Origin of the sequence: Bradyrhizobium aeschynomenes, assembly GCF_013178945.1 — a bacterium.
Lineage (GTDB): Bacteria > Pseudomonadota > Alphaproteobacteria > Rhizobiales > Xanthobacteraceae > Bradyrhizobium > Bradyrhizobium aeschynomenes.
In genome coordinates, this window is record NZ_JABFDM010000003.1 from 1 (window position 1) to 26,052 (window position 26,052).

At 61.6% G+C, this 26,052-nt stretch carries 25 protein-coding genes, 1 tRNA gene and 1 pseudogene; 11 read left to right on the forward strand and 16 right to left on the reverse strand.

Annotation, left to right across the window (positions count from 1 at the left end; translation table 11 throughout):
* Positions 1-239: 239 nt before the first annotated feature.
* Positions 240-833, forward strand: a complete 594-nt coding sequence (locus HL666_RS08965) for a hypothetical protein (protein WP_172181003.1) — start codon at positions 240-242, stop codon at positions 831-833.
* 94 nt (positions 834-927) lie between these two features.
* On the opposite strand, the gene HL666_RS08970 is transcribed toward HL666_RS08965, so the two are convergent.
* The gene (locus tag HL666_RS08970; RefSeq protein ID WP_172181004.1) at positions 928-2,232 is read right to left on the reverse strand and encodes an NAD(P)H-dependent oxidoreductase; all 1,305 of its coding nucleotides are present in this window, start codon (positions 2,230-2,232) and stop codon (positions 928-930) included.
* 166 nt (positions 2,233-2,398) lie between these two features.
* A complete protein-coding gene (locus HL666_RS08975) occupies positions 2,399-3,199 on the reverse strand; it encodes a phytanoyl-CoA dioxygenase family protein (RefSeq protein ID WP_172181005.1) in 801 nt (266 codons plus the stop codon).
* Positions 3,200-3,402: 203 nt separating this feature from the next.
* Here HL666_RS08975 and HL666_RS08980 point away from each other — a divergent pair, with 203 nt between their 5' ends.
* Both HL666_RS08980 and HL666_RS08985 read left to right on the forward strand, forming a co-directional pair.
* Positions 3,403-3,945: a methylated-DNA--[protein]-cysteine S-methyltransferase gene (locus HL666_RS08980; RefSeq protein ID WP_172181006.1), complete on the forward strand. Its 543-nt coding sequence runs from the start codon at positions 3,403-3,405 to the stop codon at positions 3,943-3,945.
* A gap of 97 nt (positions 3,946-4,042) precedes the next feature.
* Positions 4,043-4,375, forward strand: a complete 333-nt coding sequence (locus tag HL666_RS08985; protein WP_172113088.1) for a DHCW motif cupin fold protein — start codon at positions 4,043-4,045, stop codon at positions 4,373-4,375.
* 2 nt (positions 4,376-4,377) lie between these two features.
* On the opposite strand, the gene HL666_RS08990 is transcribed toward HL666_RS08985, so the two are convergent.
* The 4 genes from HL666_RS08990 to HL666_RS09005 all read right to left on the reverse strand — a co-directional run bounded on the left by HL666_RS08990 (position 4,378) and on the right by HL666_RS09005 (position 7,791).
* Complete coding sequence (locus HL666_RS08990) at positions 4,378-5,244, reverse strand: MBL fold metallo-hydrolase (protein ID WP_172181007.1); 867 nt, start codon at positions 5,242-5,244, stop codon at positions 4,378-4,380.
* An 18-nt stretch (positions 5,245-5,262) separates the two neighbouring features.
* Positions 5,263-5,877, reverse strand: coding sequence for a glutathione S-transferase family protein (locus tag HL666_RS08995; protein ID WP_172181008.1), 615 nt, complete (start codon positions 5,875-5,877; stop codon positions 5,263-5,265).
* A gap of 130 nt (positions 5,878-6,007) precedes the next feature.
* A complete protein-coding gene (locus HL666_RS09000) occupies positions 6,008-6,850 on the reverse strand; it encodes a fumarylacetoacetate hydrolase family protein (protein ID WP_172181009.1) in 843 nt (280 codons plus the stop codon).
* A gap of 77 nt (positions 6,851-6,927) precedes the next feature.
* Entirely contained in the window at positions 6,928-7,791 is an 864-nt protein-coding gene (locus HL666_RS09005) for an MBL fold metallo-hydrolase (protein ID WP_172113092.1), read from the reverse strand.
* 115 nt (positions 7,792-7,906) lie between these two features.
* Here HL666_RS09005 and HL666_RS09010 point away from each other — a divergent pair, with 115 nt between their 5' ends.
* Positions 7,907-8,362 carry a DUF3775 domain-containing protein gene (locus HL666_RS09010; protein WP_172181010.1) on the forward strand — a complete coding sequence of 152 codons (456 nt, stop codon included), beginning with the start codon at positions 7,907-7,909 and terminating at the stop codon, positions 8,360-8,362.
* Between the two features lie 257 nt (positions 8,363-8,619).
* On the opposite strand, the gene HL666_RS09015 is transcribed toward HL666_RS09010, so the two are convergent.
* Both HL666_RS09015 and HL666_RS09020 read right to left on the reverse strand, forming a co-directional pair.
* Positions 8,620-9,402 (reverse strand): SDR family oxidoreductase, encoded by a 783-nt coding sequence (locus HL666_RS09015; RefSeq protein WP_172181011.1) that lies wholly within the window; start codon positions 9,400-9,402, stop codon positions 8,620-8,622.
* 111 nt (positions 9,403-9,513) lie between these two features.
* The gene (locus HL666_RS09020) at positions 9,514-10,029 is read right to left on the reverse strand and encodes a CvpA family protein (RefSeq protein ID WP_172113095.1); all 516 of its coding nucleotides are present in this window, start codon (positions 10,027-10,029) and stop codon (positions 9,514-9,516) included.
* A gap of 111 nt (positions 10,030-10,140) precedes the next feature.
* Here HL666_RS09020 and HL666_RS09025 point away from each other — a divergent pair, with 111 nt between their 5' ends.
* Positions 10,141-10,902: an SDR family NAD(P)-dependent oxidoreductase gene (locus tag HL666_RS09025; RefSeq protein WP_172132133.1), complete on the forward strand. Its 762-nt coding sequence runs from the start codon at positions 10,141-10,143 to the stop codon at positions 10,900-10,902.
* Positions 10,903-11,104: 202 nt separating this feature from the next.
* Here the strand turns inward: HL666_RS09025 and HL666_RS09030 are convergent, their stop codons facing one another.
* Both HL666_RS09030 and HL666_RS09035 read right to left on the reverse strand, forming a co-directional pair.
* Positions 11,105-12,709 (reverse strand): GMC family oxidoreductase, encoded by a 1,605-nt coding sequence (locus HL666_RS09030; protein ID WP_172181013.1) that lies wholly within the window; start codon positions 12,707-12,709, stop codon positions 11,105-11,107.
* 87 nt (positions 12,710-12,796) lie between these two features.
* Complete coding sequence (locus tag HL666_RS09035; RefSeq protein WP_172181015.1) at positions 12,797-14,230, reverse strand: coniferyl aldehyde dehydrogenase; 1,434 nt, start codon at positions 14,228-14,230, stop codon at positions 12,797-12,799.
* Positions 14,231-14,720: 490 nt separating this feature from the next.
* Here HL666_RS09035 and HL666_RS09040 point away from each other — a divergent pair.
* Positions 14,721-14,797, forward strand: a tRNA-Met gene (locus HL666_RS09040).
* On the opposite strand, the gene HL666_RS34735 is transcribed toward HL666_RS09040, so the two are convergent.
* From HL666_RS34735 to HL666_RS09050, 3 genes and pseudogenes are all read right to left on the reverse strand, one after another.
* Positions 14,754-15,422: a hypothetical protein gene (locus HL666_RS34735; RefSeq protein WP_512699041.1), complete on the reverse strand. Its 669-nt coding sequence runs from the start codon at positions 15,420-15,422 to the stop codon at positions 14,754-14,756. The genes HL666_RS09040 and HL666_RS34735 overlap by 44 nt on opposite strands.
* Before the next feature lie 189 nt (positions 15,423-15,611).
* Positions 15,612-16,406 (reverse strand): annotated as a pseudogene (locus tag HL666_RS34740) (recombinase family protein); the annotation flags it as partial.
* A 19-nt stretch (positions 16,407-16,425) separates the two neighbouring features.
* Positions 16,426-16,614, reverse strand: a complete 189-nt coding sequence (locus tag HL666_RS09050; protein WP_172181017.1) for a hypothetical protein — start codon at positions 16,612-16,614, stop codon at positions 16,426-16,428.
* A gap of 1,204 nt (positions 16,615-17,818) precedes the next feature.
* Here HL666_RS09050 and HL666_RS34565 point away from each other — a divergent pair.
* Positions 17,819-18,052, forward strand: a complete 234-nt coding sequence (locus tag HL666_RS34565; RefSeq protein WP_172181019.1) for a helix-turn-helix domain-containing protein — start codon at positions 17,819-17,821, stop codon at positions 18,050-18,052.
* Positions 18,053-18,278: 226 nt separating this feature from the next.
* Here the strand turns inward: HL666_RS34565 and HL666_RS34135 are convergent, their stop codons facing one another.
* The 3 genes from HL666_RS34135 to HL666_RS09065 form a co-directional block, all read right to left on the reverse strand.
* Positions 18,279-18,509: a helix-turn-helix domain-containing protein gene (locus HL666_RS34135; protein ID WP_172181407.1), complete on the reverse strand. Its 231-nt coding sequence runs from the start codon at positions 18,507-18,509 to the stop codon at positions 18,279-18,281.
* A 383-nt stretch (positions 18,510-18,892) separates the two neighbouring features.
* Positions 18,893-19,327: a hypothetical protein gene (locus HL666_RS09060; RefSeq protein WP_172181021.1), complete on the reverse strand. Its 435-nt coding sequence runs from the start codon at positions 19,325-19,327 to the stop codon at positions 18,893-18,895.
* On the reverse strand, positions 19,324-19,944 hold the full coding sequence (locus HL666_RS09065) for a hypothetical protein (RefSeq protein WP_172181023.1): 621 nt from the start codon (positions 19,942-19,944) through the stop codon (positions 19,324-19,326). Before HL666_RS09065 ends, HL666_RS09060 begins: the two co-directional genes overlap by 4 nt.
* Before the next feature lie 217 nt (positions 19,945-20,161).
* On the opposite strand from HL666_RS09065, the gene HL666_RS09070 reads away from it, so the two are divergent.
* The 4 genes from HL666_RS09070 (at position 20,162) to HL666_RS09085 (ending at position 25,888) form a co-directional block, all read left to right on the forward strand.
* Entirely contained in the window at positions 20,162-21,052 is an 891-nt protein-coding gene (locus HL666_RS09070) for a hypothetical protein (RefSeq protein WP_172181025.1), read from the forward strand.
* 108 nt (positions 21,053-21,160) lie between these two features.
* Positions 21,161-21,886 (forward strand): hypothetical protein, encoded by a 726-nt coding sequence (locus tag HL666_RS09075; protein WP_172181027.1) that lies wholly within the window; start codon positions 21,161-21,163, stop codon positions 21,884-21,886.
* Between the two features lie 712 nt (positions 21,887-22,598).
* Entirely contained in the window at positions 22,599-23,390 is a 792-nt protein-coding gene (locus tag HL666_RS09080; protein ID WP_172181029.1) for a S1 family peptidase, read from the forward strand.
* A 1,451-nt stretch (positions 23,391-24,841) separates the two neighbouring features.
* The gene (locus tag HL666_RS09085) at positions 24,842-25,888 is read left to right on the forward strand and encodes a hypothetical protein (RefSeq protein ID WP_172181031.1); all 1,047 of its coding nucleotides are present in this window, start codon (positions 24,842-24,844) and stop codon (positions 25,886-25,888) included.
* Positions 25,889-26,052 lie beyond the last annotated feature (164 nt).

A 26,052-nucleotide genomic window follows, 5' to 3' on the forward strand; every position in this document is an offset into this window, starting at 1 on the left:
CATCACCTCTTCACAAACCAAAACGACAACGCCGCGCTGATACCCTCAGCGCGGCGTTGGCGTTTGTGGTGGTCGTTGGCCGCCCTCGTTTGTCACGATCATTCGTTCGCCTTGCGACCGCGGCCGCACAACCGTGTGATCGTGCTGCGCGGAACCGATTCAGGCGCGGTTCATTCCCCAGAACGTACGCAATGCTGCGCTGTCTATCGTTGCAGTCTATTGTCCCACAGGAGATCCTCATGCGCATGTTCGTCCGGACCACTTTCGTCGCGCTGGCCCTTGCGGGCTCAGGCGCCGCGATGACGGCCCTCGCAACGCTTCCGGCCCTTGCGCAGGCCGCCAAGGATTCGCCGGCTGCGCCGGCGGGCCCTACGATCAGCCAGCCGCCGCAACTCAAGCAGATCGCGCTGACCGACAAGCAGATCGAGAACGTGCTCGCATCGCAGAAGGACATGGACGCCCTCACCGACAAGCTGCCGGAGAACGCGCCGCCGGACCAGAAGGTGGTCACGCAGCTCGACGGCATCGCCAAGAAATACGGCTTCGCGAGCTATGACGACTTCAACGTCGTCGTCGACAATATCAGCCTGGTGATGGGCGGCATCGATCCCAAGACCAAGAAATATGTCGGTCCGGAAGCCGTGATCAAAGACCAGATCGAGCAGGTCCAGGCCGACAAGAAGATGAAGCCCGATGACAAGAAGAATGTGCTCAACGACCTCAACGCCGCGCTGAAGGCCAAGCCGCCGGAGGTCGAGAACAAGGGCAATATCGATCTCGTCGTCAAATATTACGACAAGCTCGCCGCGGCGTTCGGCGAGGATGACAACTGAGGACTGAGCCGGAGTCTTGCCCTCGAGCTAAAAAGCCCCGACCGCCGGTCGGGGCTTTTTTTATTGCGGCTCCTGGCGCAGGGCGCATGCGTCCTCAGTGGGCGAACGTCATCTCCATTTGCTTGCGCACCTTCACGATCTCGTCCGCGGCGTCGATCGCGACATCGCCCCAACGCACGACGGCGCCGCGCGCGACGTTGTTCACGAGCTTCACGCGGTGAGCCAATCCGATCGGCAGCGCGCCGTGTTGTAGGCTGGTGCTCGCCGGCAGCACCTTGCCCCACACCGTGTAGCCGCCTTCGCCGTCGAGCATCTCGCCGGCGCGCAGATCCCTCTTCGCAACCGACACGACATCGCCGCGGAAGCCGTGCGGCTGGCCGGTCGGCTCCTTGCGCAGCGCCGCTGACAGCACCGAGACGTTCAACTCCAGCCCGATCAGATGATAGGGCTTGTACATCGCGGCGTAGCGGCCGCTGGCGTCGGTCTTCAGACCGTACTGGCGGAAGCAGTCGGCGGCGTAGTCGTTCGGCGCTTCCAGCACGACATAGACGCCCCAGCGCAGATCACGAAATACCGGACGCCCGTCGCGCTCCAGCGATGACACCACCTCGACCATGCCCGATCGCTCCAGTACGCCGCCGCGCTCGCGCGGTCGCAGCACATGCGGCAGATCGTCGACGCCGCAGGGCGGAAACGAGAGGCCGTCCGACGGCACGTCGAGCCCGGTCGCGTTGGCGATCGCGGCCATCTCGATCGCCGACTTGGTGCCGTCGAGGAAGGAGTTGAACATCTGCGGGTTCATGCCGGCGGACTGAGCTTCGCCCCCGGTCAGCCCGTAATGCTGCCAGACGCCGTCGGGCGTCACATCGTGATAGGCCGGCAGATACTTCGTGCCCTTGCCGGCCGCCACAACGTGAAAGCCGGTCGCACGCGCCCAGTCGACCAGCTCCGCCGTCAGCGCCGGCTGGTCGCCATAGGCGAGCGAATAGACCACGCCGGCCTCGCGCGCCTCGTCGGCCAGCAACGGTCCCGCCAGCACGTCGGCTTCGACATTGACCATCACGATGTGCTTGCCGGCCTTGATCGCGGCCCGCGCGTGGCGGATGCCGGCGGCCGGACTGCCGGTGGCTTCGACGACGACATCGATGGTGTCAGCGAGCGCTTTTGCGCCGTCGGCGCTGAAGGTCGTGCGTTCGATCAACTCGGCGGTCCAGCCAACGGTGCGGCAGGCGTCGCGAGCTCGCTCGGGATCGAGATCGATGATGACGGGCACTTCCAGGCCCGAAACATGCGGCACCTGCGACAGGAACATCGAGCCGAACTTGCCGGCACCGATGAGTGCGACGCGCACAGGTTTGCCGGCGGCGGCGCGGGCTTGGAGGAGTGCGTGGAGGTTCATTCTGTTATCCCGGTTCAAAGGCTATCGCGTGATGCGCAACTCCCCACCAAGTCGTCATGGCCGGGCTTGACCCGGCCATCCATCTCTATGCGAGAGAGTCGTCCTGTTGATGGATGCCCGGGTCAAGCCCGGGCATGACGACCTTTCTTGTTGTGGGCTCCGCGTTTCACTCCGCCGCCTCGCGATGCGCGCGAGCCAGCTGCAGCAACGCATCGTCCGGCAGCGTCTCGATCGGCGTGAAGTCGCGATGCGCGATGTACTCCGGCCGTGTCGGAGTGCGGATGTAATTTGAGACCGCATTCAGCGTCAGGTACACGATCTTGCGCGGATAGGGTGTGATGTTGCCGGCCGAGCCGTGCACGAGATTGCCGTGGAACATCAGCATGCCGCCGGGCTTGCCGGTCGGCGCGACGATGCCGCCCTCGGCAACCAGCCGCGTCACCGTCGCCTCGTCGAGCGTCCACAGCGGGTACGATGTCGTAGCAAGATCGTGCGACGCTTCGAGGTCGCCGGCGTGCTGGCTCCGCGGCACCAGCATCAAGGGGCCGTTGATCGGCATGACTTCGTCGAGGAAGATCGCGATGTTCATCGCGCGCGGCTCGGGCATACCGTCGTCGCGCTTCCAGGTGCCGTAGTCCTGGTGCCATTGCCAGACGTCGCCAGTGAAGGCCGATTTGGCGTTGATCTTGAACTGATGCATGTAGAGCTTCTCGCCGAAGATCTGCTCGATCGGCTCGATCATGCGCGGATGCGCCGCCAGCATGCGGAACGCGTCGTTGTAGAGATGCGCCGCAAACGCCGTGCGCGGCGCGCCGCTCTTCTCGCGCCAGACCTCCGGCCTGTTCGCGGCATAGATCGACTCGGCCTCGCGGGCGAGGAAGGCGGTCTCCTCCGGGTTGAACAATTCGGGCAGGAACAACCAGCCCTCACGGTTGAAGAATGCGATCTGCTCCGGCGTCAGATTCATGGCGTTCTCCTGGCTTGTTTCCTCGACGGAGGCGCCCGGTCTTCGCCGGGCTGCCTCTGCTCTGCGCGCCACCTGTCGACCTGCCGATCAGGCGTCGCGCAGCTTCCGCTGTCGACATTGGCAGAATCCGGGTGGATCGCAACATTCTCCAAGCCTAATCTGACCTGCAGATGATACGGGGCAGATCGAGGATGGAGCCTGCCATGTCAGACCACAGCTTTACCCTGTTCGAGACCGCGATCGGCACCTGTGCGATCGCATGGGGCCCGCGCGGCATCAACGCGGTGCAGCTGCCGATGGGCGGTGCGCCGCAGATCCGCACCCGGATGCGGCAGCGCTGTCCTGATCTCGCCGAGGCCGAGCCGCCGCAGCATGTGCGCCGCGTCATCGACCGCATCAAGGCGTTGCTTGCCGGACAGTGCGATGATCTCGCGGATATCGAGCTCGATCTCGACGGCGTCAGCGCGTTTCAGCGCGGCGTCTACGACATCGCGCGCCGGATCCCGCCGGGACAGACCCTGACCTATGGCGATATCGCCAAGCAGCTCGGCGGGGTCGAATTGTCGCGCGAGGTCGGCCAGGCGCTGGGGCGCAATCCGTGTCCGGTCGTGGTGCCGTGCCATCGCGTGCTCGCCGCCGGCAACAAACCGGGCGGGTTCTCCGCCAATGGCGGTGTCGACACCAAGCTGAAGATGCTGGCGATCGAGGGCGCGGCGGTGAACTACACGCCGAGCCTGTTCGATTGACGGGGCGCCGCGGCAGGGGCGGATTGATCTCCGGCGCGCGGCGCTCTATGCCATGGCGCAGCTTCGATTCCGCCCCATGTTCCGCACAGAGCCCGCGATGAAGATTCCGACGCTGCCCTTCACCGTGACCGACTGGTCCGCCGTGCCGGCGACCGAGCATCCGGGCGAGCAGGGCAAGGCGTATTGGCGGACGCTGATGATCGGCGACATCCGTGTAAGGCAGGTCGAATATACGCCCGGCTATCTCGCCGATCATTGGTGCGACCGCGGCCACATCCTGCTGGTGCTGGAAGGCGAGCTCGAAAGCGAGCTGAAGGACGGCCGCAAGTTCACGCTGTCGGCGGGAATGAGCTACCAGGTCTCGGATTTCGGCGATGCCGCACACCGGTCGTTCACCGCGACCGGCGCAAAGCTGTTCATCGTCGACTGAGGCTAGACCGCCTCGCAGGCAAAGCCGGTGCCCTTGCGCTTGATGCGGCCGACCGAGGGCGACGGGAAATGTGCCGTGCAGCACAGCGTCGGCGTGTCGCAATAGCGATCGAGGAACTCGCGCCGCGTCACGGCGGCCTGCGCCGCATCGACGTCGAATTTCGGCGACAGTTCGGGATAGCAAAGCTGCAGCGGCGAGTGGATCAGATCGCCCGAGAACACCGCATCGTCCCTGCCTCTGCCGATGGCGACCGCAACATGGCCGGGCGTGTGGCCAGGTGTCGGCAGCAGCCGGACGTGATCGCCGATCGCGAACTGGTCGCTGACGATGTCGGCGCGATTGGCATCGACCACCGGCAGCACGCTGTCGGCGAAGGCGGGCACCTCGGCCTTGGCGTTCTGCGCGACCCAATAGTCATACTCGTGCTGCGCGATGACGTAGCGCGCATTGGGGAAGGTCGGCACCCAGCGGTCATTGTCGAGCCGCGTGTTCCAGCCGACATGATCGGTGTGCAGATGCGTGCACATCACGACGTCGATGTCGTCGACCGACAGGCCCGCGGCCGCGAGCGCCCGCATGTAGCTGTCGTCGGTCTTCATGTTCCAGACCGGCCGCGCGCGTGGCTTGTCGTTGCCGATGCAGCTGTCGATCAGGATGGTGTGGTGAGGCGTCTTCACGACATAGGACTGGAAGCACAGGATCAGCGTGTCCTGTGCGTCGAGCGCCTGGGCGGCACGCAACGCGCTCCGCTCGGCCGCCAGCACCTCCGGCGGCAGCTCTGGAAACATCTCGAGCGCCGGCAGGAAGGTGGTTTCCTGCTCGATGATGCGATGGATCGTGAGATCGGCAACCGAAAACGTCAGCGTCACGGCAATCCTCTCGAATTGTCAGGCCGCCGGCGGCACCGAGATCTTCACGGACTCGCGCTCCAGCATCTTCTGATGGAAGGCGTCGAGCGCCGGATAGGCCTTGCGCCAGCCGCAATCGGCGAAGCGGAAGTCGGCATAGCCGAGCACGCAGACGAGGCCGATGGAGACGATGTCGAACGGGCGCGTCATCAGGTCGCTCTGCGCATTGAAGCGCGCCATGCCCATCCAGGCCCTGTTCCAATGGTCGTCGGACCAGGCCTGCCAGCGCATGCCCTCGGGTCGCACCATCGCCTCGTAGCGGCACAGCAGCATGGAATCGAGCATGCCCTGCAGCATCGAATGCTCGCTCTTCACCTTCCAGCGCGACGGGCCGGAGGCGGGGATCAGCTTGTTGCCGCCGGCGAGCTCGTCGAGATATTCGACGATGACGTAGGAATCCAGGATGACGTCGCCATTGTCGAGGATCAGCACCGGCAGCTTCTTGAGCGGCGTGATCTTCATGTACTCGTCGTTGGCCTGGCCCGGCATGACAGCGGCGGGCGTGAACTCGATCTTGTCGATCAGGCCGAGCTCGATGGCGGCGATGCGCACCTTGCGGGCGAACGGCGAGGCGGGCGAGAAGGTGAGTTTCATCGAGGCATTCCTGTTGGCTCGCTGTAGATGGTTTGTCCGTCATTGCGAGGAGCGTAGCGACGAAGCAATCCAGAGTCGCACGTGACGCCCTGGATTGCTTCGCTGCGCTCGCAATGACGGAGAGTGACGTTTAAGCCTCGATGATCTCCTGGCGCTGCTCGCCGAGGCGCTCGATGCCCAGCGTCACGACATCACCGACGTTGAGGAAGGTCGGCGGCTTCATGCCCATGCCGACGCCGGGAGGAGTGCCGGTGGTGACGATGTCGCCCGGCAGCAAGGTCATGAACTGCGAGACGTAGGAGATGCACTTGGCCATCGAGAAGATCATCGTCGCGGTGGTGCCGGTCTGGCGGCGCTGGCCGTTGACGTCGAGCCACATCGACAGGTTCTGCACGTCCGGAATCTCGTCCTTGGTGACGAGCCACGGACCCACGGGCCCGAACGTGTCGTGCGACTTGCCCTTGGTCCACTGGCCGAGGCGCTCGATCTGGAAATTGCGCTCGGAGACGTCGTTGCAGATCGCGTAGCCGGCGACGTGGTTCAGCGCATCCGCCTCGGACACATACTTGGCGCGGGTGCCGATGATGGCGGCGATCTCGACCTCCCAGTCGAGCTTGGTCGAGCCGCGCGGCTTCTCGACCTGGTCATAGGGCCCGCACAGCGCAGTATTGGCCTTGAGGAAGAAGATCGGCTCGGCCGGAATCGGGTTGCCGGTTTCCTTGGCATGATCGGAGTAGTTGAGGCCGATGGCCACGAACTTGGAAATGCCGGTGACGGGTGCGCCGAAGCGCGGCTTGCCGGAGACGGCGGGCAGGGAGGCCGGGTCGAGCGCGGCGAGCTTCTTTAGCGACTCCGGCGCATAGGCGGCGCCATCGAGGTCCTTCACATGGGCCGACAGGTCGCGCAGCTGGCCGGATGCATCGATCAGGCCCGGCTTTTCCGCGCCTTTGTCGCCGTAGCGAACGAGCTTCATTTGTTTCTCTCCCTTAAAGCCTTGGTATTCCAGAGCCCTGTCATGAAGCATGGCGGGACGAAATTCAACCTCGCGGGCTATGCGCTGCCGCCGCCCGGCACTGCTTCGAAGCGAAAGGCGGCCCCGTCGCGGCGGATGTGGCCGGCGTCGAAATGGCCGCCGATCACCAGCGTGCCGGTGTCGGCGAAACGGGAGAACAGCGCCCCGCGCGTAGCCGCCGCCTGCGCCGGATCGGAATCGACGGTCGAGCTCCAATCCAGGTGCGCCATCTGGCAGGGATGATGCGCGACGTCGCCGCTCAGGAGTGCCTGCGCACCATCGGAACGGATGTGCAGGCTGACGTGACCGGGGCTGTGGCCGGGCGTCGCGATCAGCGTGATCTCGTCTGTGATCGCGGCATCGCTGGCCACGAGTTCGGCCCTGTCGGCGTCCATGATCGGCTGCACGGAATCGGCGAAGGTCGCGGTCTCGTCGGCGGCCTCGCTGTGGTCGCGCCAGTGCTCATACTCGGTGCGGCCGAAGACGTAGCGCGCGTTCGGAAAGGTGGGGACCCAGCGGCCGTCGACGAGCCGCGTATTCCAGCCGACATGATCGACGTGGAGATGCGTGCAGATCACCATGTCGATGCTGTCAGGCGGGAAGCCGCCGGCGCTCATCGTCTCCAGGAAGGGCGTCGAGCGGGCATTCCACACCGGCACGCTGCGCCCCTGCTTGTCGTTGCCGAGGCCGGTGTCGACGACGATGCGCCTGGTCGGGGTCTCCAGCACCAGGGAATGGATCGACATTTTCAGCTTGCCCTCGCCGGTGGCGAAATCGGGGGCCGGCCAGGACAGCGCGCGGATGGCTTCCGGCGTTGCCTGCGGCAGGATGAAGCGGGTGCCGCCGATCGTTTCCAGCTCGGTGAATCTGGTGATCCTGACCCGGCCGACCGTCCATTGCATGCGCGCTTCCTCGCTTGTTCTTGCTGAGCGTGACGATGCCGCGTCATGCGTTCCAGCGCAATGGATCGACTCCCGGGAACAGGCGTTGTCGTGGCCAGTCCAACAGGAGAGTGTCATGCCAGAGCTGACGATTTCACCCGAGAAGGTCACCTTCCTGATCGAGAAGGCCCGCGAGTTCGACGTCAAGGAGCAGGCGACGGATGATGATTCCGGCTCGAATGCCGTCGATGACGACATGATCGATGTGCTGCAGGACAGCGGTGACGATCCGGTCGTGCGCGAGATCACCGGCTTCATCAACGCCATGACCGAAGACGAGCAGACCGATCTGGTCGCCCTGATGCGGCTCGGCCGCGGCGACGGCGACATCGACGAATGGGACGATCTGCGCCGCGAGGCCGCCGGCCAGCGCGACCGCCACACCGCGCGCTATCTGCTGGGCGAGCCGATGCTCGGGGATTTGCTTGCCGAGGGGCTGGATGCGTTCGGGATCGATTGGACGGAGGGCCGGACCACGGCGGACTCATCAAGCCCGAGCCAGCGCGACGAGGACGAGATCACGAAGCAGTAGTTGTCAGTTCGAGCCCGGCCGATTTCCGCGCGGTCGGTGTGCTCCCTCTCCCCGTTATTCACGGGGAGAGGGTCGGGGTGAGGGGCAGCCGCACGGGAAGTGTGAGAAGGGCATACGCGCCGGGAGTGTTTGCCGTTGGACCTGTACCCCCTCACCCGGATTGCATCTTCGATGCAATCCGACCTCTCCCCGCAAGCGGGGCGAGGTAGACTCGCAGCGATCGCCGCGCCCAAAAGCCTCGACAGCAGGAGCTGCGCTCACAGCGTGCCGGGGAACGCACCACCATCCAGCAGGATGTTCTGTCCCGTGATGTAGCCGGACTTGGCGGCGCAGAGGAAGGCGCAGGCCACGCCGAACTCTTCGGGATCGCCGAAGCGACCGGCAGGGTTGGTCTTGGCGCGGTCGGCCAGAATCTGCTCCGGCGTAACACCGCGCTTCTCGGCTTCGCCCTTGGCCGTGGAGCGCAGCCGGTCGGTCTCGAACGGGCCCGGCAGCAGCGCGTTGATGGTCACGTTGTTGATCACCGTCTTGCGCGAGAGGCCGGCGACGAAGCCGGTGAGGCCGGCGCGGGCGCCGTTGGACAGGCCGAGAATGTCGATCGGCGCCTTCACGGCGGCCGAGGTGATGTTGACGATGCGGCCGAACTTGCGCGCCATCATGCCGTCGACGGTCGCCTTGATCAGTTCGATCGGCGTCAGCATGTTGGCGTCGATCGCCTTGATCCAGTCGTCGCGGGTCCAGTTGCGGAAATCGCCGGGCGGCGGGCCGCCGGCATTGTTGATCAGGATGTCCGGATCCGGGCAGGCCTGGAGCACGGCGGCGCGGCCTTCCGGCGTGGTGATGTCGCCGGCCACTTCGGTGACGGTGATGCCGGGATTGGCGGCGCGGATCTCGGCTGCGGTCTTGGCCAGCGCCTCGGCGCCGCGCGCGGCAATCGTGACATGCACGCCCTCATTGGCCAGCGCGATCGCGCAGGCGCGGCCCAATCCCTTGCTGGAGGCGCAGACGATGGCGCGGCGGCCCTTGATCCCGAGATCCACGATTGATCACTCCGATATGTCAGTGAGGCTGGAACATTGATGCGGCATTCTAGCCAAGGCCGCCGCCGCTGATAAGGGCAGCCGGCCTGTGCGCAATTGCATGGCTCGCAATCAGATGCGGCGCTCTTGCTTGAGACGATCGATCAGGCTCGCCACCTCCGGCGGGAGCGAGCGAAAGCCTTTTGCGCCTGCGAGCGAGAGAATGGGCCGCAGGCGCGAGCCGTCGAGGAAGCGCGGCTGGCGCTCGGGCGGGACGATCTTGTCGAACACCAGCACCAGCGTGGTCGCGACCATGCCGACGCGGACAGCTCCCAGCAGGGCGCCGCCGAGCCTGTCGCCAAAACCAGCTTCGGGACCGACCGCCTCGTCGAGCAGCATCCGGCCGATCTTGCCCAGGGCGACGCCGATGACGACGAAGGCCGCGAAGAACTGCAGCCAGTTCTGCGCCAGGGGGGTGCCGTGCACGTCCTGCAGCTGCGGGCTCATGGCCGCCACCGCGCCCATCGCCAACGGCATCGCCAGAAGATAGGCCAGAATGGTGATGGCGCTGCGCAGCAGCCCGGTCGCAAAGCCGCTGTAGACGGCGACCATCAGGGCGGCACAAGCGGCGAGGTCGAAAGTATTCATGACTGATATGCTGCGGTTGTAGGCCTGTCCGGTAAACAAATCCGGTTTGCGCTGCTTCAAATCGTCTGTATCAATGCGCCGCAACAAACCGGGGAAACGCAAGGTGGTGCCATGTCGGGCCTGTTCGATGTCAGCCGCGAGGTGATTCTGATCACGGGCGCGAGCCAAGGGTTGGGCCGCCAATTCGCGCGCGTGCTGTCCGCGCATGGTGCTGCCGTCGCGCTCGCTGCCCGCCAGACCGGCAAGCTCAAGGCTCTGGAGGACGAGATCAAGGCCAAGGGCGGCCGCGCCGTCGCCGTCGAAATGGACGTGACCAGCAATGCCTCAATTGCGAGAGGTCTCGATGCCGCGGAGGTCGCCCTCGGTCCGGTCACGGTGCTGATCAACAACGCCGGCATCGCGGTCGAGAAGCTCGCGGTGGAACAGAGCGAGGCCGATTGGGACGCCGTGATCGGCGCCAACCTGAAGGGCGCCTATTTCGCCGCGACTGAAGTCGCGCGCCGCATGATCGCGCGGAAAGCGCCTGGCAACATCATCAACATCGCCTCGGTGCTCGGCTTCAGCGTCGTGAAGTTCATATCGCCCTATGCGATCTCGAAGGCCGGCGTCGTGCAGACCACCAAGGCGCTGGCCCTGGAGCTTGCCGCCAACAACATTCGTGTCAATGCGCTGGCGCCAGGCTATATCGACACCGACATCAATCACGACGTCTGGCAGACGCCGGCCGGCGAGAAGCTCATCAAGCGCATCCCGCAGCGGCGCGTCGGCCATGAGAGCGATCTCGACGGCGCCATCATGCTGCTGGCCTCGAATGCTTCGCGCTACATGACGGGCAGCGTGGTCACGGTCGACGGCGGTTTCCTGCTGACGTAGTTCTTTCGCGTCAGCCGGACATTGCGCGCCCGAGACGTCGGATGAGTTCGGCTTCGATCACTGCGGCTGTCATTCCGGGACAAGGCTGCTGGCCTTGACCCCCGGAAATGTCGTGCGCTCATTCCGAACGATCTCGAGATTTCGCGGGCATCGTCATTGCTCGTCGCTCCGTGAGTTCGCCTGACGGCTGCCCGCAGCAAGATCAGTTGGCTCGCAGCTCCGCTCTGATCATGTCGGCGGCCTTCTCGCCGATCATGATGGTCGGCGCATTGGTGTTGCCGCCGATCAGGGTCGGCATGATCGAGGCATCGACCACGCGCAGACCGGACAGCCCATGCACCTTCAGCGTGGGATCGACCACCGCGAGCGGATCGTCCGTGCCCATCTTGCAGGTGCCGACGGGGTGATAGACCGTGTCGACGCGGGCGCGCAGGATGGCGCGAATATCGTCGTCGGTCCTGACGTCCGAGGTGAACAGGTCGCGTTTGCCGAGGTCGCGCATGGCCGGTGTCTCCATCAGCCGCCGCGTGGTCTTGTAGCCCGCGACCATGGTCTCGAGATCGTCGTCCTCGCCGAGGAAGTTCGGATCGATCAGCGGCGGCGCCAGCGGATCGGCGCTCCTCAGCGCCACCGTGCCGCGGCTCTTGGGCCGCAGCAGGCAGAAATGGCATGAGAAGCCGTTGCCGTGCCGCTTGCGGCCGTGATCATCGGTCACGGCCATGCCGAAATGCAGCTGGATGTCGGGGACGTCGAGGTTGGGATCCGTCTTCAGGAAGCCGCCGCATTCGGCGAAGTTCGAGGTCAGGACGCCGCGACGCTCGCGGCGATACTGGCCGATGCCGGCCAGCAGCCGGCGCAGGCCTTTCGGTGACAGCGATGAGAAGTTCGGATTATCGGAGGTATAGGCAAAGATGAAGTCGGGATGGTCCTGCAGGTTCCGGCCGACTCCCGGCAGGTGGTGAACGCCGGCGATGCCGAGCCTTGCCAGCGCGGCTGCATCGCCGATGCCGGAGAGCATCAGCAGCTGCGGTGTCTGAAATGCGCCGGAAGCCAGGATCACCTCGCGCCGGCAGCGGATCTCCTTGACCTCCTTGCCCTGGCGATACTTCACGCCGACGGCGCGATTGCCGTCGAACAGGATCAGCGAGGCGTGGGCCGAGGTCTCGACGCGCAGATTGCGGCGGCTGCCGAGATGCGGCTGGATGTAGGCGCGCGCAGCGCTCCAGCGCTCGCCATTGCTCTGCGTGACCTGGTAGAGCCCCAGGCCCTCCTGCGTCTCGGCATTGAAATCGTCGCGGATCGGAAACTGCGCCTCGCGCGCCGCTTGCAGGAAGATCTCGTGCACGGGATTGCCGGTCCGCAGCCGGTTGACCGGCAGCGGACCCGACTGGCCGTGATAGTCGCCGTCAAACTCGGCATTGTTCTCGGCGCGCTTGAAATAGGGCAGGACGTCCTCATACGACCAGCCGGAGTTGCCCAGCGCAGCCCAATGGTCGTAGTCGGCGCGGTGGCCGCGGATGTAGACCATCGCGTTGATCGCCGAGGAGCCGCCGAGCCCGCGTCCGCGCGGCTGATAGCCGGTGCGGCCGTTGAGGCCGCGCTGCGGCACCGTCGTGAACGACCAGTTGTTGACCGGACCCGCCACCATCAGGAACAGCATGTAGGGCGTGGTCACGATCCAGTTGTCGTTGCGCCCGCCGGCATCCAGCAGCATCACCGACGTGGCCGGATCCTCCGACAGCCGCCCCGCGACCGTCGCTCCACCGCTGCCGCCACCCACGACAATGAAATCGACCTCGTCCGCCACGCACGTCTCCCTGATGTGTTTGTTATTTGTCTGCGGTCATTCCGGGGTTCGCGCTCTGCGCGCCGCGCAATGACGATGTCTCTGGCGCTAGCTCAAAAACCGCAGCAGCTTCTCGATCCTGGCAATGCTCGCGCCATAGGGCGGATAGAGATCCTTCATGCGGTTGAACGGCGAGCGATAGAACACCGGCTTCAACTTGCTGAAGCTGTTGAAGCCCCATTCACCGTGATAGTGGCCGATGCCCGAGGCGCCGACGCCGCCCATTGGCTGATTGATCTGCGCGAAATGCAGCAGGCAGTCGTTGATCGTGACGCCGCCGGAGACGGTCCGCGCCAGCACCGCCTCGCGCGCGGCCTCGTCGCTGCCGAACCAGTACAGCGCCAGCGGCCGGTCGTGAGCGTTGACGTAGCGTATCGCCTCGTCGGCATGTCGATAGGTCATGACCGGCAGCAGCGGGCCGAAAATCTCCTCCTGCATGATCGCCATGTCGGGCGTCGCGCCGACCACGACGGTCGGCGGGAATTTTCGCAGCTTCTTCCACGCCGGATCCTCCGGGCTTGTCGTGCTCAGCGGCTTGGCACCGCGCGCGATTGCGTCCCGCAGCAGTCCTTCCAGCCGGGCATAGTGCCGGTCGGAAATGATCGACGTGTAGTCGCCATTGGTGGGATTGGTGCCGAACATCTCCTGCATGCTGCGATGGAGCTTGCCGGCGAACGCGTCACGCTGCGGCTCGGGCACGAACACATAGTCGGGCGCGATGCAGGTCTGACCGGCATTGAGCAGCTTGGCATAGGCGATGCGCTCGGCAGCTTGGTCGGCGTCGGCGGAGATATCGACGATGGTCGGCGACTTGCCTCCGAGCTCGAGCGTTACCGGCGTCAGATTTCGCCCCGCGGCCTCGGCGACGATGCGACCGACCCGGGTCGAGCCGGTGAAGACGAGATGATCGAAGGGCAGTCCTGCGAAGGCCTGGGCGATGCCGTCCTCGATGCCGGTGACGGACAGCTCGGTCGGATCGAATTGCGCGGCGATCAGCTCCTTGAGCAGCGCGGAGAAGCGCGGCGTCAGCTCGCTCGGCTTGATAAGCACGCGATTGCCGGCCGCGATGGCGCCGATCGCGGGGGCGAGCGTCAGCTGCAACGGATAGTTCCAGGGCGCGATGATGCCGACGACGCCCAGCGGCTGCGGGATCAGCCGGTTGCGGGCGGGCCAAAATTGCAGCGAGGTTGCAATGCGCCGTGCCGCCATCCACCGCGGCAACATCTTCAGCGTATGCTTGATCTCGGTCTGCAGAAACAGCGTCTCGGCGATCGTGGTCTCGACGGCGCAGCGATACCCGAAATCTGCCGAGATCGCCTGCTCCAGGCGTTTCTCATTAGCGGCGAGCAACGTCCGCAGCCGCGTCAGACGATCCAGCCGCGTCGCGAGCGGCGGCGGCAGTGCGCTGCGCGACGCCTCGATCATGGCGTGAAAGGCGTCGTCGAGCGCCGCTATCGGGGGGCTCTTCAGGGAGTGGTCCATGGACGTCTCCTCACGTATGCTGCGGCCGCGTGTCGGGCCGTCGTTCTGGTTTGCCCGAAGCTGCCGCGTTGCGGAACCATTGGCAAGCGTGTGCGGCCGCTGTTTCACACGGGGATCGCGGAGGTGCTGCGGAGCCTGCTTGGCCAAAGCAGGGCAGTGGCACCATCCGCGCCTTCGAGGACGTCCGCGCGGGCGCCGGGCCGCTTCGGGGTTCGCGCTGGGTGAAACGGAACACAATCTACAAGCGTATGATTCTTAATGATAATTTTAGATGCGCCGGGCGCCATTGCCGGTGTCACAATCCGGCAAAAAAACTTCCGAAAAGCTCTTTCCAAACCGGCCCTGCATTGGTACATACCGCCCGCACCCGATGGCCGGCCCGGCCGACGGGCTCAAGCCTTCTCAGGAAGCCTTTGGGATGTGATCGGCGGCGCTGGTGAGCGTCAGCCAGGAGCATCCGGCAATTCTCTGAAGGCCGTGCACAGATTAACGCGGGGTGGAGCAGCCCGGTAGCTCGTCAGGCTCATAACCTGAAGGTCATAGGTTCAAATCCTATCCCCGCAACCATCTCAACTTGCGAAACCCCGGTCCTCGTGGCCGGGGTTTTCGTTTTGAGGGAAATCGCTAGGATTCCGGCGAGGTCGCCCCGGACATCAATCTTCAGTTCACCGGCGTCCGGCGTCAGGATGATTTCCTTCACGAGGGAGCGCAGGAACTCGCCGGCCTTTAGGCGCGTTGCCTCGCTGTCGTCCCGTAACGCCTCGTGGAGAGCGTTGACCTGTTCGCGGTAGAACGTCGCCATTTCGGGATGGAGCAGGGGCGGAGGGCTTTCGGCATCGGCCAGCTCCCGCTCAAGTTCTGCCTTTCGACTCTCTAGCTGAACCATTTTAGCGTTGATCGTATCCGCCGCGCCGCCCTTGAGGATCAGATTGAGCAGCGTACCGAGTTCGCGCTCGATTCTCTTCACCTCCGCGCGCGCCGTTGCAAGCAATGCTGAACCTTCCATCCGAAGACGGTTCATTTCGCGCGTGAACTCATCGCAGAATTCCTTGAAGAGCGCCGGGTCCATTAAATGATGACGCAGAGCGTTCAGCACGCGGCCTTCCACCCGTTCGCGTTGGATACTCTTTCGGTTCTCGCACGTGCCCTTGTTCCTGGCTGTCGAGCAACCGATCAGATCCGCCGAGATCATGGCGTAGCCGCCGCCGCACCATGCGCACTTTATCAAACCCGAGAATATGTACCTTGGGCGCCGACGGTCTCTGAAGCTGTTCGGTTCATCTCGGCCATCTTCTCCGCGCTTCAAATTGATGGCAACTTGCCGCGCTTTTGCGGCGTTCCAGAGTTCATCATTGACAATGCGCAATTCCGGCACTTCTTGCACGATCCACTCAGCTGCCGGATTTGGTCGCGCCTGTCGTTTGCCCGTTTCTGGGTCCTTGATAAATCGTTGCCGATTCCAGACGATTCGACCGACATACAATTCGTTGTTCAAGATGCCATTGCCGCGCTTGGCATTGCCATTGATTGTACTGAAACCCCAATCGCCGCCATTAGGCGCCGAAATGCCGTCCCTATTTAGCTCTGCAGCAATCCGCTTTGCGGATTTCCCAACGACATAGTCGCGAAAGATGCGACGCACCACCGCGGCCTCCGTCGCGTTGATCGTGCGATCTCCGCGGATCTGCTCGCCATCAGACTTGAATTGTTTGACGACGTCGTAGCCATAGGAGTTGCCGCCTCCCGATTTGCCAAGCTCGACACGGCCTCGCAGCCCACGGCGCGTCTTGTCGGCAAGATCTTTAAGGAAAAGCGCGTTCATTGTCCCCTTGAGGCCGACATGTAGATGTGTGACCTCGCCTTCAGAGAGTGTAACGATCTTCACGTTGGCGTAAGCCATTCGCTTGAATAGGCCGGCTATGTCTTCTTGATCGCGCGAAAGCCGATCCATGGCTTCGGCGAGCACGACCTGGAATCGACCACGCAGGGCATCGGCAATAAGCGACTGAACGCCTGAGCGCAGCAGCGACGCGCCTGAGATCGCATGATCCGAATACTCCTCGACGATCTGCCAGCCATGCTTTTCAGCATGGGCCCGGCAGACGCGAAATTGATCCGCGATCGAAGCGTCACGCTGATTGTCAGTGGAGTAGCGAGCATAGAGCGCGACTTTCATGCCACGATCTCCTGCAAGATCAGGAGCGCTTTGCGCGACTCTCCTCGGCGATTTTTTGGTACCATTCCAGCGCCGCCCGGCGAGCCAGTAGGCGCACGAACTCCATCAAGTACGGATTGAGAGTATTGGCGTTCTGTGGCGCCAGCACCAACTCCGGCTCGCTGATGCGCGCGGCATCTTTGCTCTCCTGAGCAACGGTCTCCTTCATCGTAGTGCCACGTAGTGCCTCTTGACCGACAATGGTCTGAGGCAACATCGGCGCTACGATCGAGGGCGGCAATGGTGATCGTGCCCGTGGATTTGGATAAAGGCGGGACCTTTCTTCGCATGGCATTTCGTCCTGGCGTGCCAAATCGCATTCGATCGTCGTGGAAAAACTTGCGGACGTCGGTCGCCGTGGAAGCGGATGGAAATCCTGTCATCTTCCGTCCTTTCCAAGAGCGCCGATTTTGGTTTGGCAGCCCATCCCTGCGTTGGGTCCCGGTACTCGACCTTTGCCGTCGCATTCTGTACAGCGCGGAGGGTAAATTCTATAGCCAGGCCTTGCAGGCTGCTTCATCTTCGCAAAGCCCGTGCCATCACAATCAGGACATTTTCGCTCCCAAGGAGACGTCTTTCTCATCTGCATGCTTCAGCTTTTCAGTACAGAGCGAGGTCCTAGGAGCTGTCACGTTGCGGCGCGGACTGTTTGGCACGTCGACTTAGGTCTTCTGTCTCGGAATGAAGCGGGCCGCCCAAGTGTGTATGGCACCTGAGCGACGATATCCGTCGGCTCTTACGTCCGAAAGGGCAAGCGCATACCCGTGAAACTGCAGATTGCCTCGATCAGGAGGCGGATGGTCCGTGCATCCCAATCGAGTTGCTCGACAGGCGCTTCCCAGTACTCAGACACTACGTAGGCCGCGTGACGTGCTTTTACACCGAGATCGGCTGTTGTGCTCGCGGGCGTTGCCAAGATCGATAGCTCAACAGGATAGAGCCGCGCCAGGACAGCCTCCGTTTTACTGATACCGGCCTCGGTATTCTCTCCCGGCTCGGTCGTCGGTTGCGAGCCGCGTTGGAGTGCATTGATTGACCCGTCGGTTGGGTCTTGAACGGCGGATAGTTCCGCAACAAGCGTATCAAATTGCTCGGCTAGCGCTAGCAATGCGCTCTCATTTCCGTGGAGTTCATCTCTCCGACTTGCATCGGTGGGAGTTCGGGCCTGTTCAAGCTGCCGACCCCCTACCTCCCTGCGTTCGGACACCGCAACCTCCCTACCTGCAATGACCCGTCCAGTAGCGACCCCTTCGGTCATCTGCCGGCGAGTGACGCTTATGGAATTTATTCTATAGCAATTTCGCGCTCGCGGCCATCGCTTTTATGGAAAAGATTCCATGGTACGATTTTGAATCCGATGGCCTACCGTGCGGATGGCACGGAAGGACATTCAGGCGGCACGCCGCATCCTGGCGCATCACGTACGTCGGCTGCGAGTTGCGCGGCAAATGAGCCAGGAGGACTTGGCGGACGCCGCGGAGCTTTCCCAAGACCAGATCAGCGAAATCGAGAATGCAAAGCACAGCACCACGCTAGACAATATTCAACGGCTAGCATTTGCTCTCGGCGTCGCTGTAGCCGACCTTCTCCGTGAAGAGCGCAGTTGATCGAAGCGTTCACAGGGCGAGGCTGTCGCCATTCTCAAACAGGAAGATTATTGGTCGGCCTTCCTGCGGGGTCTGCATCATCCCACCGCGTACCAACTAACGTATTGGAATGATTGTGCATGAGCGCAGCGCCGCAGATATCTAATTGATATACCTTCGATTTTTGAAATCGTAGATTTGGTGGGGACGGGGAGTGGGAGCGGTAGCGGGTGACGAAACGTGATCATCATCCTTGATCAGACTCGGTCACGATCAGTCGTCTAGACGCTCGACACGCCACCATGTTTCGCTTGTCCCAGGCGTCGAGTTGATCAATCGGATAGAGGACCGCTTTGCCGATTTTGACGAAGGCCGGACCGACACGCATCGCTCGCCAATTCCGCAGCGTCCCTACGCTCACTGCTCCGCGATAGCGTTCCGAGACTTCCTCCGCAGTCAGATACTTTCGATCTCCCATGCTGTCACTCCAGATCAGAATGGGCCCGATCGAGCATTTATGATTCCGGTCAGACATAGAACCTGGATGGATCATGGGTAGTGCGAGGGACGGTAAACGGCGGCAAATAGGCGTCCAGAAGGTCGGCGCCGCTGACGTCGGTTATGCATCCGACAGTGATACTCGGTCTGACGAGTCTTGTTGTCAGGGCGGGCCGTAAGCTGCCGTCGATGCACCCGACCGAGAAGGTCCGATACGGGCGAATTCCGGACATGGCCCGGGGCGGTCAGATTGAGTCGTGAATGCGGTAGACCGACTCTGCCGTCATTCTGCCGGCCACGGCTGCGCCTGTCCAAAACAGACCACTGTTTCATTGAATCAAAATGCAGCTCTTGGTCGTGCGCTCAGGGCTCGCGTTTTCCACGGAGAGCTTTGTTCCGCTCTCTGGCTAGAGCGATGCGGCTCGGCCCGCGTGGAAGACTACAGGAGTCCTCGAAGAAATCGGGAGAGTAGGCACACATTCGAGCGAACAAGAGCTTGTTCCTGCATTGAGCGAGTGAGAACAGGATACTGAACAGCAATCCAAGAGTGCTCGCTATTGTTTCGCCATTCCAGAATGAAACGTGTCCGCTGATGAGCCACCACAGACCGAATGTCAGTGCCGCGAAGACAATCGACTGCACAAACGCTACGGTAGCGCCGATGACGTTGTTTGATTTTTTCACATGCGAAAAGGATAAGCCGCTGGCATACGTAAGTGAGATGGCGAGGGAGAGGGCGACCTGGATAAGAAATTGGCCCACGAGCAGTCCGCAAAATAGACCAGCAACAATGTTCATGAGTTCCCCCTCCGACGTACAGCGAGTGGCTTCTCGAAGCCAAGCGTCTCTCCGCTCATTTCCCATTTGCCAAAGAATCCATGCGGCCCCTTCCACCCCTTGCCAAAAAGTTCAGTAAGTCGTCTTCCGTATGCGTGCATTAAGCGTTCGTACCCTCCCCACAAGGAGAGATGTAGCTCTCGCTCTTGTTCCGTGTCTTCGATCGTCAACCCGCACGGATATCGAAACCACGAGTCCAGGCCGGTCTCGAAGGAGCGCAGCACCCATAGATATTGCTTCTTGTACGGGATTAGGCTCGACTGGGCTTGCAGCTTGATCAAGCTATGAGATTTTAAATTTGCCGACAATCGGCCGTTGGAAATCCAATGTGGGTGCTCATAGACAAGAAATGCCTTTATCGTATTTTCCAATGCGAAGCCGCCTAGCAGAAAGACTACCTTATCAAGGCCCCTTGTCTGTTGAAGTACCGCGTTGTTCGGATCCACCTTGAACACAATGCTTGACCGGTCTCGAGTCCGGTAGAGCGCGGTAGCCTGCTCGTGCAGCGACTCAGCCATCAAGAGCCAGGAATGGGGGTTGGCAAAGTCGTCGACAAATCTTCTATTTTCGTCGGCCATTTCAATCCCCTACAACACGTCTCCAGAATCGGGTATCGCTAAACTCAATTAACGATCGTAGCTTTTATATACACCGGCTATGCCACACCTGACCGGCTGAAGCTCCCTTGACCCGCAGTCCATGTCCGAAATGGGCTGACAGCGTACGGGACCCGCGTGCTCTGACCACGTCCGTTCGAGGCGATTTCCGGACATGACGAGGCGGTCGGAATAAGTCGTGAATGAATTGCAACGGACAGCGATTGCTGGGCTCTTTGGGATTTTCAAGTTGTACGCTGCAAACGAATTGGTTGACAAAGGCGATGGCATCGCCGCCAGGATGGCGCCACACAGCTCGCATTCCGCCTTGCCCCGCCGCTGGGCCAGTCTTCGGTGGCGCTCTTTCGATCTCGACGAGGTCGCCCGCCGTGCTCGGTGCGCCGGCAGCTGGCGGCGAAGCGTATATCATGATTTGAGCGCACGACGGCCGACTGACTCCTCGGCCGAGAAAGGGACGTTGATCGTGGTTCGCACTGTAAAGGCAATCGCCCTTTTCACAGTCATCGTTCTCCTCCCATTTGTGGTCGCGGGCACGCTCATCAAGTTTGGAATCTTGAGCCCATTCCAGCCTGGAACGGCTCGCACACTGTTGTTTGGAGCTATTACAATCGCCTTTACGATCGCTGCGAGTATCGTTGCGGACGGGATCTCCCCCTCGAAGCCCATACAGCCCTTCGAGGCTACCAAGGGGCTTGTCGATCGATTTCTTTTGCCATCTGAAGACATATACCTTCCCGCTGTCACTCTGAGCCGTTCTATTTCGAAGGGATTCTTCGACCTAATCAGAAATCTTGCGGTTATCGGCGCCCTCAAATATTTCGCTGATAAGACCGGTAACGCCTACTTGGAATTGGCCGTTCAGCTTTGCTTTTGCGTGATGATTGTTTGGGTCTATAGCTATCTAATTATTTGGAAGGTTCGTTTGTTCGGACACTTGACGTGGGGAGGATTTGGAGACCTCATCGATGCGCTTCTTACGTGGGCACTTTCGACAGCGGCAGCCCTGTTCATTTTTCGGACGATCGGTTCGATCGTCGATGCCATTGTCAAGGGCCAGATCAAGGTATGAGGTGCCAGTGGTGGCTTCCAACATCAGAGGGCAATCATCGCGTCGACTCCATCGGCACGCTTGAGACATGTGCTCGAACTTTTCTTTTCCCAGAAGCAGGAGAGTTGGGTGAGCAACGGATCCAGACCTTGGACCACCGAAGACGAAAAAATGCTCCGCTTATTGGCGTCGACCAAATTGCCGTCCGAGATCGCTCGCAAACTGAACCGGAGTGAAGCAGCAGTTCTTCATCGGAGCCAAAAGCTTGGTCTAAAGTTGAAGCAGCTACCGCAATCGGGGGGGCAGGACTCACCTTCAAAACAGGGAGCGTCGATTGGCAAGATATGCGCCGCCATCGCCACAGCTCTGGGGCTTGCTCTGAGCTATTTCGGAGTAACAGGCCGGCCGCCGTGGCCAACAGAGCCGATTTTTTCGGTCAATTCACCTTCCTTCGGTTCGCCATTCGACGTGTCCTTCAACGCGACGAATAAAAGCGCGTTCTTCGACCATTCAAACTTGAAAGTAGGATGCTCGGTCCTTTGCTCCGAGACCAAAACTCCGGCGGGCGGTCGAATTACAACAAATGGAACATTCATCGTTCCGGCTACGGGCCCCGCCGCACTAGAAGCCGGCCAGACTCAGCAGTTTATGTGCAATTTGCGAGGCACCTTTATGCTCGGAGATCGAGATATCGTCGACCGCCTTCCTGATTCCGCAATCGCTTTCGTTACCGAATACGATCAGCTCTGGGGCTGGTGGCACAAAAAAGTTCGTAGCGATCCTTTTAGCCTGAACAAGAGGGCTGTTCCCCCGCAGTGGGTTCAAGGCCGTCTTCCAGGAAGCTGTAAATTCTGACTGGCGCAGCGAACTAGCGTCCGTAATGGGCTGACAACGTACGTCACCTGACTGACCCCGGGGCGTCGGTTCGGGGCGACTTCCGGACATGACCGGGCGGTCAGATTGAGTCGTGAATGGTGTGAGACCGGCTGTGGCATCAACCTACCGGCCACGGCTCCCCCGACCCAAACCAGACGATCTGCTGTCCATCATTGCTTATTGCGCACTGTCAATTGCCGGTTCCGTGCACCACGCAGCCCAGAGGCTAGATCACATCTGAACGATTTTCGCGGACGCCGACCATAGGATGAAATGGGCTGGCACGGATTGAAGGCAGCCCAGCCGCACAACCGTCGTATGCTAGGCTGACCCAGCGATCATGGATGTTCCGGGTGTAACGACTTCGCAGTTGAAGCGAAGGTTGCAGCTAAGGCAAGATACCCTTGAACGGGGGGGCACGTCACGTGGTTCAGGATCGAGGCGGCTGTTTGGGTGCTTTGCTGGGCGTGCTGGCTATCATGGGCCTAGCTTGGCTATTCGCTCCAAAGACGGAAAGAGAACTAATGGACCACGCGCGCAGAACCTGTGAGAGCCGTGGCGGCATCTTCTACGACAAGGATTTAGGTAACGGCGTACACCAGCTGTGCCATGATATTCGATGAATCCGTTTTTAGGGGATTGTGCTGACTCGCGTTCGGGTTGAAATTCAAAAATAAACGGGGGGTCTCTCATGCTTTGGGAAGCAGCTATCCATCAGGTGCGTCCGCACGTCGTCCGCATTCAAACGCCTAACGCCCAGGGCACGGGCTTTCTTGCTCTCTACAACTATGACTCATCTTGGTGCGGAATAGCAACGGCAGCCCACGTAGTTGAATATGCTGACACCTGGCAACTGCCAATCAAGATCGATACCGAGAACGACTCACGATTTTTGAATTCTAATGAACGCGTGGTCTTTCTAGACCACCAAACTGATTCTGCAGTTGTTCTGTTTTTGAAAGGCAACCTTCGACTTCCCGAGACGCCGATAACACTCATTCCAATGGACGATACAGTCAGCATCGGTTCAGAGGCGGGATGGCTGGGATATCCGAACACTTATTCCGACATGATGTGCTTCTTCGCCGGTACGGTTAGCGGTCGGAATGTTGCTCAGAGGTTTTACCTCATTGACGGTGTTGCTATCCACGGAGTGAGTGGAGGACCTGTCTTTCGTTGGTCAAGCCAAGGAGAAGTTCAGATCATCGGAGTGATGGTTGCCTATCATGCCAACTTGGCGACAGGTGCGCCACTTCCTGGCATGTCGCGCGCCCAAGATGTTTCACATTTTCACGGGGTCATCAATCACATCAAATCGATTGACGATGCCAACGTGCGGAAGAAGGAATTTGAGGAGCAGTCCCGAGGCCAGGCGGGAACAGCTATTGCCACAATGGGAGGCCAGCCAGCGGCCTCACCACGCCCAGACGATAATCCATTTACCAGGGACTCGGCAGCGGTGGATATTCCTGCCGCTGATTGAGCCAGCCATCACCATTCACGCGCTGCCCGTAGCTGGCTCGGCGCCATGAGCCGTTATGCGTTTCGAGGGGCGCCGATCTGCCGACGTTCTGCCCCTATCCCCAACCACTAACAGAGTCAGGGCGCCGTTCATTTTGCTCGAGCTCCATGGGGCGCCCGGTTACCGTTGCGTCCGGTGTATGACGACAAGAGGGTTTGGCACGGAACACCACAGCCGCCCGTCGTTTGGGCCTTTCAATAAGCCCGACATGCGGGCAAAGGCTTGTGTCCGTAATGGGCTGATTGCGGACGTCGGTCACCTGATCGCGACGGTTCGCAATGGGGCACTCGCGTTACGTTCGGTGCCTCGGATCATTTCCGGTCATCAACTAGAAAGCTGACTCCAAGGGGGCTCCGCCTCTTCAGTCGAGTGCCTGTGCTCACAAGAATCAATAAGCGTATGGAGGCCAAGAGCCGGGCCACAGAAGCCCAGTCAAGGCCGTGAGCCGGCTCCGAGGGCCGCGCGCAGCGCGAGCCTGGACGGAGCTCCGTTGGTTGGTCCGGCAGCGGCCTTCCGAGCGCTCATGGCTAGGACTGTCCCAATCTGCGAACCAGTTCGCCAGGCTGCGAATGGTGCCGTTCGGGACGTTGATTGTCCTCGCCTTTCATCTTCGAGCAACTCTACGAGGTCTGCTTTAGTGCCATGCTCCTCTGAGTGAACGCAAAGACATGCGACCGCCGATTCTACGCCGCGGAGAGGCGCTTTTATCTTGCCGTTGAACCCGCTCTACGCTCGCTCCTCTCGAATCCCAGGCTGAACTGCGCTCAGACACCGCGCGGTGGCTACACGAGTGGTGAGTCTCAGGCTGCATCTTTGCTGCGGCTCCGGTCGGACCATTGGCATCCGAGCGCAGGGTCTTAGCGATCTATCGAGACAAACCAGAGTGATCGAACTGCATCGGCGATGCTGTTCGTCCGCAGATCCGAGATGGGCAGTCGGACTGCCCTCCAGCATCAATTCAACACGCATCGGTGCAGCATCGAGGAAAGCTGGTGTTAAAATCGCCGATATGGCCGGCTCAGATCGAGTGTCGATCGGCGGCAGGTCGGCAGCAACAGCGCATCGTGGCCGTTAAGGGGAGGGCTGTAGCGTGCGACGTCGCGCGATTCGGCCGTTCCGCTCTGGCTTCGGACATGCCACCTTTGCAGGACACCTACGCGCAGGCCATGGCTCGCGAGGCTTGGTCCGCTTTCGCCAAGCAGCGGTCAGAATCGCCCACCATCTGGCACCACTACGCCCAGGGCCTCTCTGTATTTCTCTCCACGGGGGCGAGCAGGAGGGATGACCGATCCCGGGCTGGGCAGGCAGCTCCCCGTTCCGGCCACTTTGGTCAGCGTCATCGCTTTTCAGCAGCCGGCCTTTCGCGTGCCTCCGATGGCGCGGGGCCGAGACGCAAGGAGTAGCATCTGATCATGACCGAGTCCGTTCCGCCCCATCCATTCGATGACATGGAGGCGCTGGCCTGGCTGCGCTCCCAGCCCAAGGGATACGTGACGTTCAGCGCCGCTGAGCTTGGGCGCCAATGGGGCTGGAATAGGATGCGGACCAGTCGTCGCCTGAAAGCCTGGGAGCGCGGCGGCCTGATCAGTCGTAACGCTGAAGCGATCATTGTAACGGGGACCGTAACACCGACCGTTACAGATGGTACCGCTGGCGTTACGGACGCCGCCGGCGTCACAGGGACATCCGGAGCGGAGGAAGCCCATCGTTCCCCGATACGCGTCAAGCTCGCTGCTTTGATTGTCGCTCTGGCGCTGGCTTGTGTATCGGCTGCCTTTTCCATCGACGGCCTGACCGCGATCTTTGCCGGAGCCTTCTGGCCTGTCATCATCATGGGCGGGGTGCTGGAGGCCGGAAAGCTCGTGGCGGCGGCTTGGCTGACGGAGCATTGGACGTCTGCGCCGTCCCTCCTGAGGTTCGTCCTCGTCCTGATGATTGGCGTGTTGATGGGCCTGAACGCCGTTGGCGTATTCGGCTTCCTCACCCGCGCTCACCTCGACCATATGGCGTCCATAGATCTCACCCTTGCCGACAGGACCGCAGACGTTGAGGCCCGCCTCGGAATGCAGAGCCGAGTGGTCACCGACATTGACCGGCGCATTGCCCAGATCGACGCGGCCATCGACGAGGCGACGCGCCTTGGCCGGCCCGTCGGAGCGATGACGATTGCTGACCAGAGGCGCCGCGAACGTGCCGACATCGCGGCAGAACGCCGTCGTGAGTCCCAGGCTCTCGCTAATCTACAGATCGAAAAAGCCAAGATTGACGCGCAACGCAGGCGTGCCGAGGCCGAGGTCGGACCAATACGATATCTCGCCGAGCTGATTGGCATACCCGCCACCGACTTCGAGCGAGCGGTCCGGTTGCTCACGCTGGCGCTTGTTGCCGTCCTTGACCCGATGGCAGTGGCGCTGTTGCTCGCTGCCGGAGTTCACGCCAGGCGCGCGGGTTCATTCTGACCGTTGCTGCTTCGTCTCGGAGCAAGCCCTTCGTGCGATCCGGGTCTTGACCAAATCGGCGAGCAGCAGACCTTCTTCCGCGCAAACGTACAGCCGAAGGCCAGAAGAACGAAGCAAGGAGTTTCTCACACCCTATGCACCTCGGGTGCTGACGTTTCGCGGGC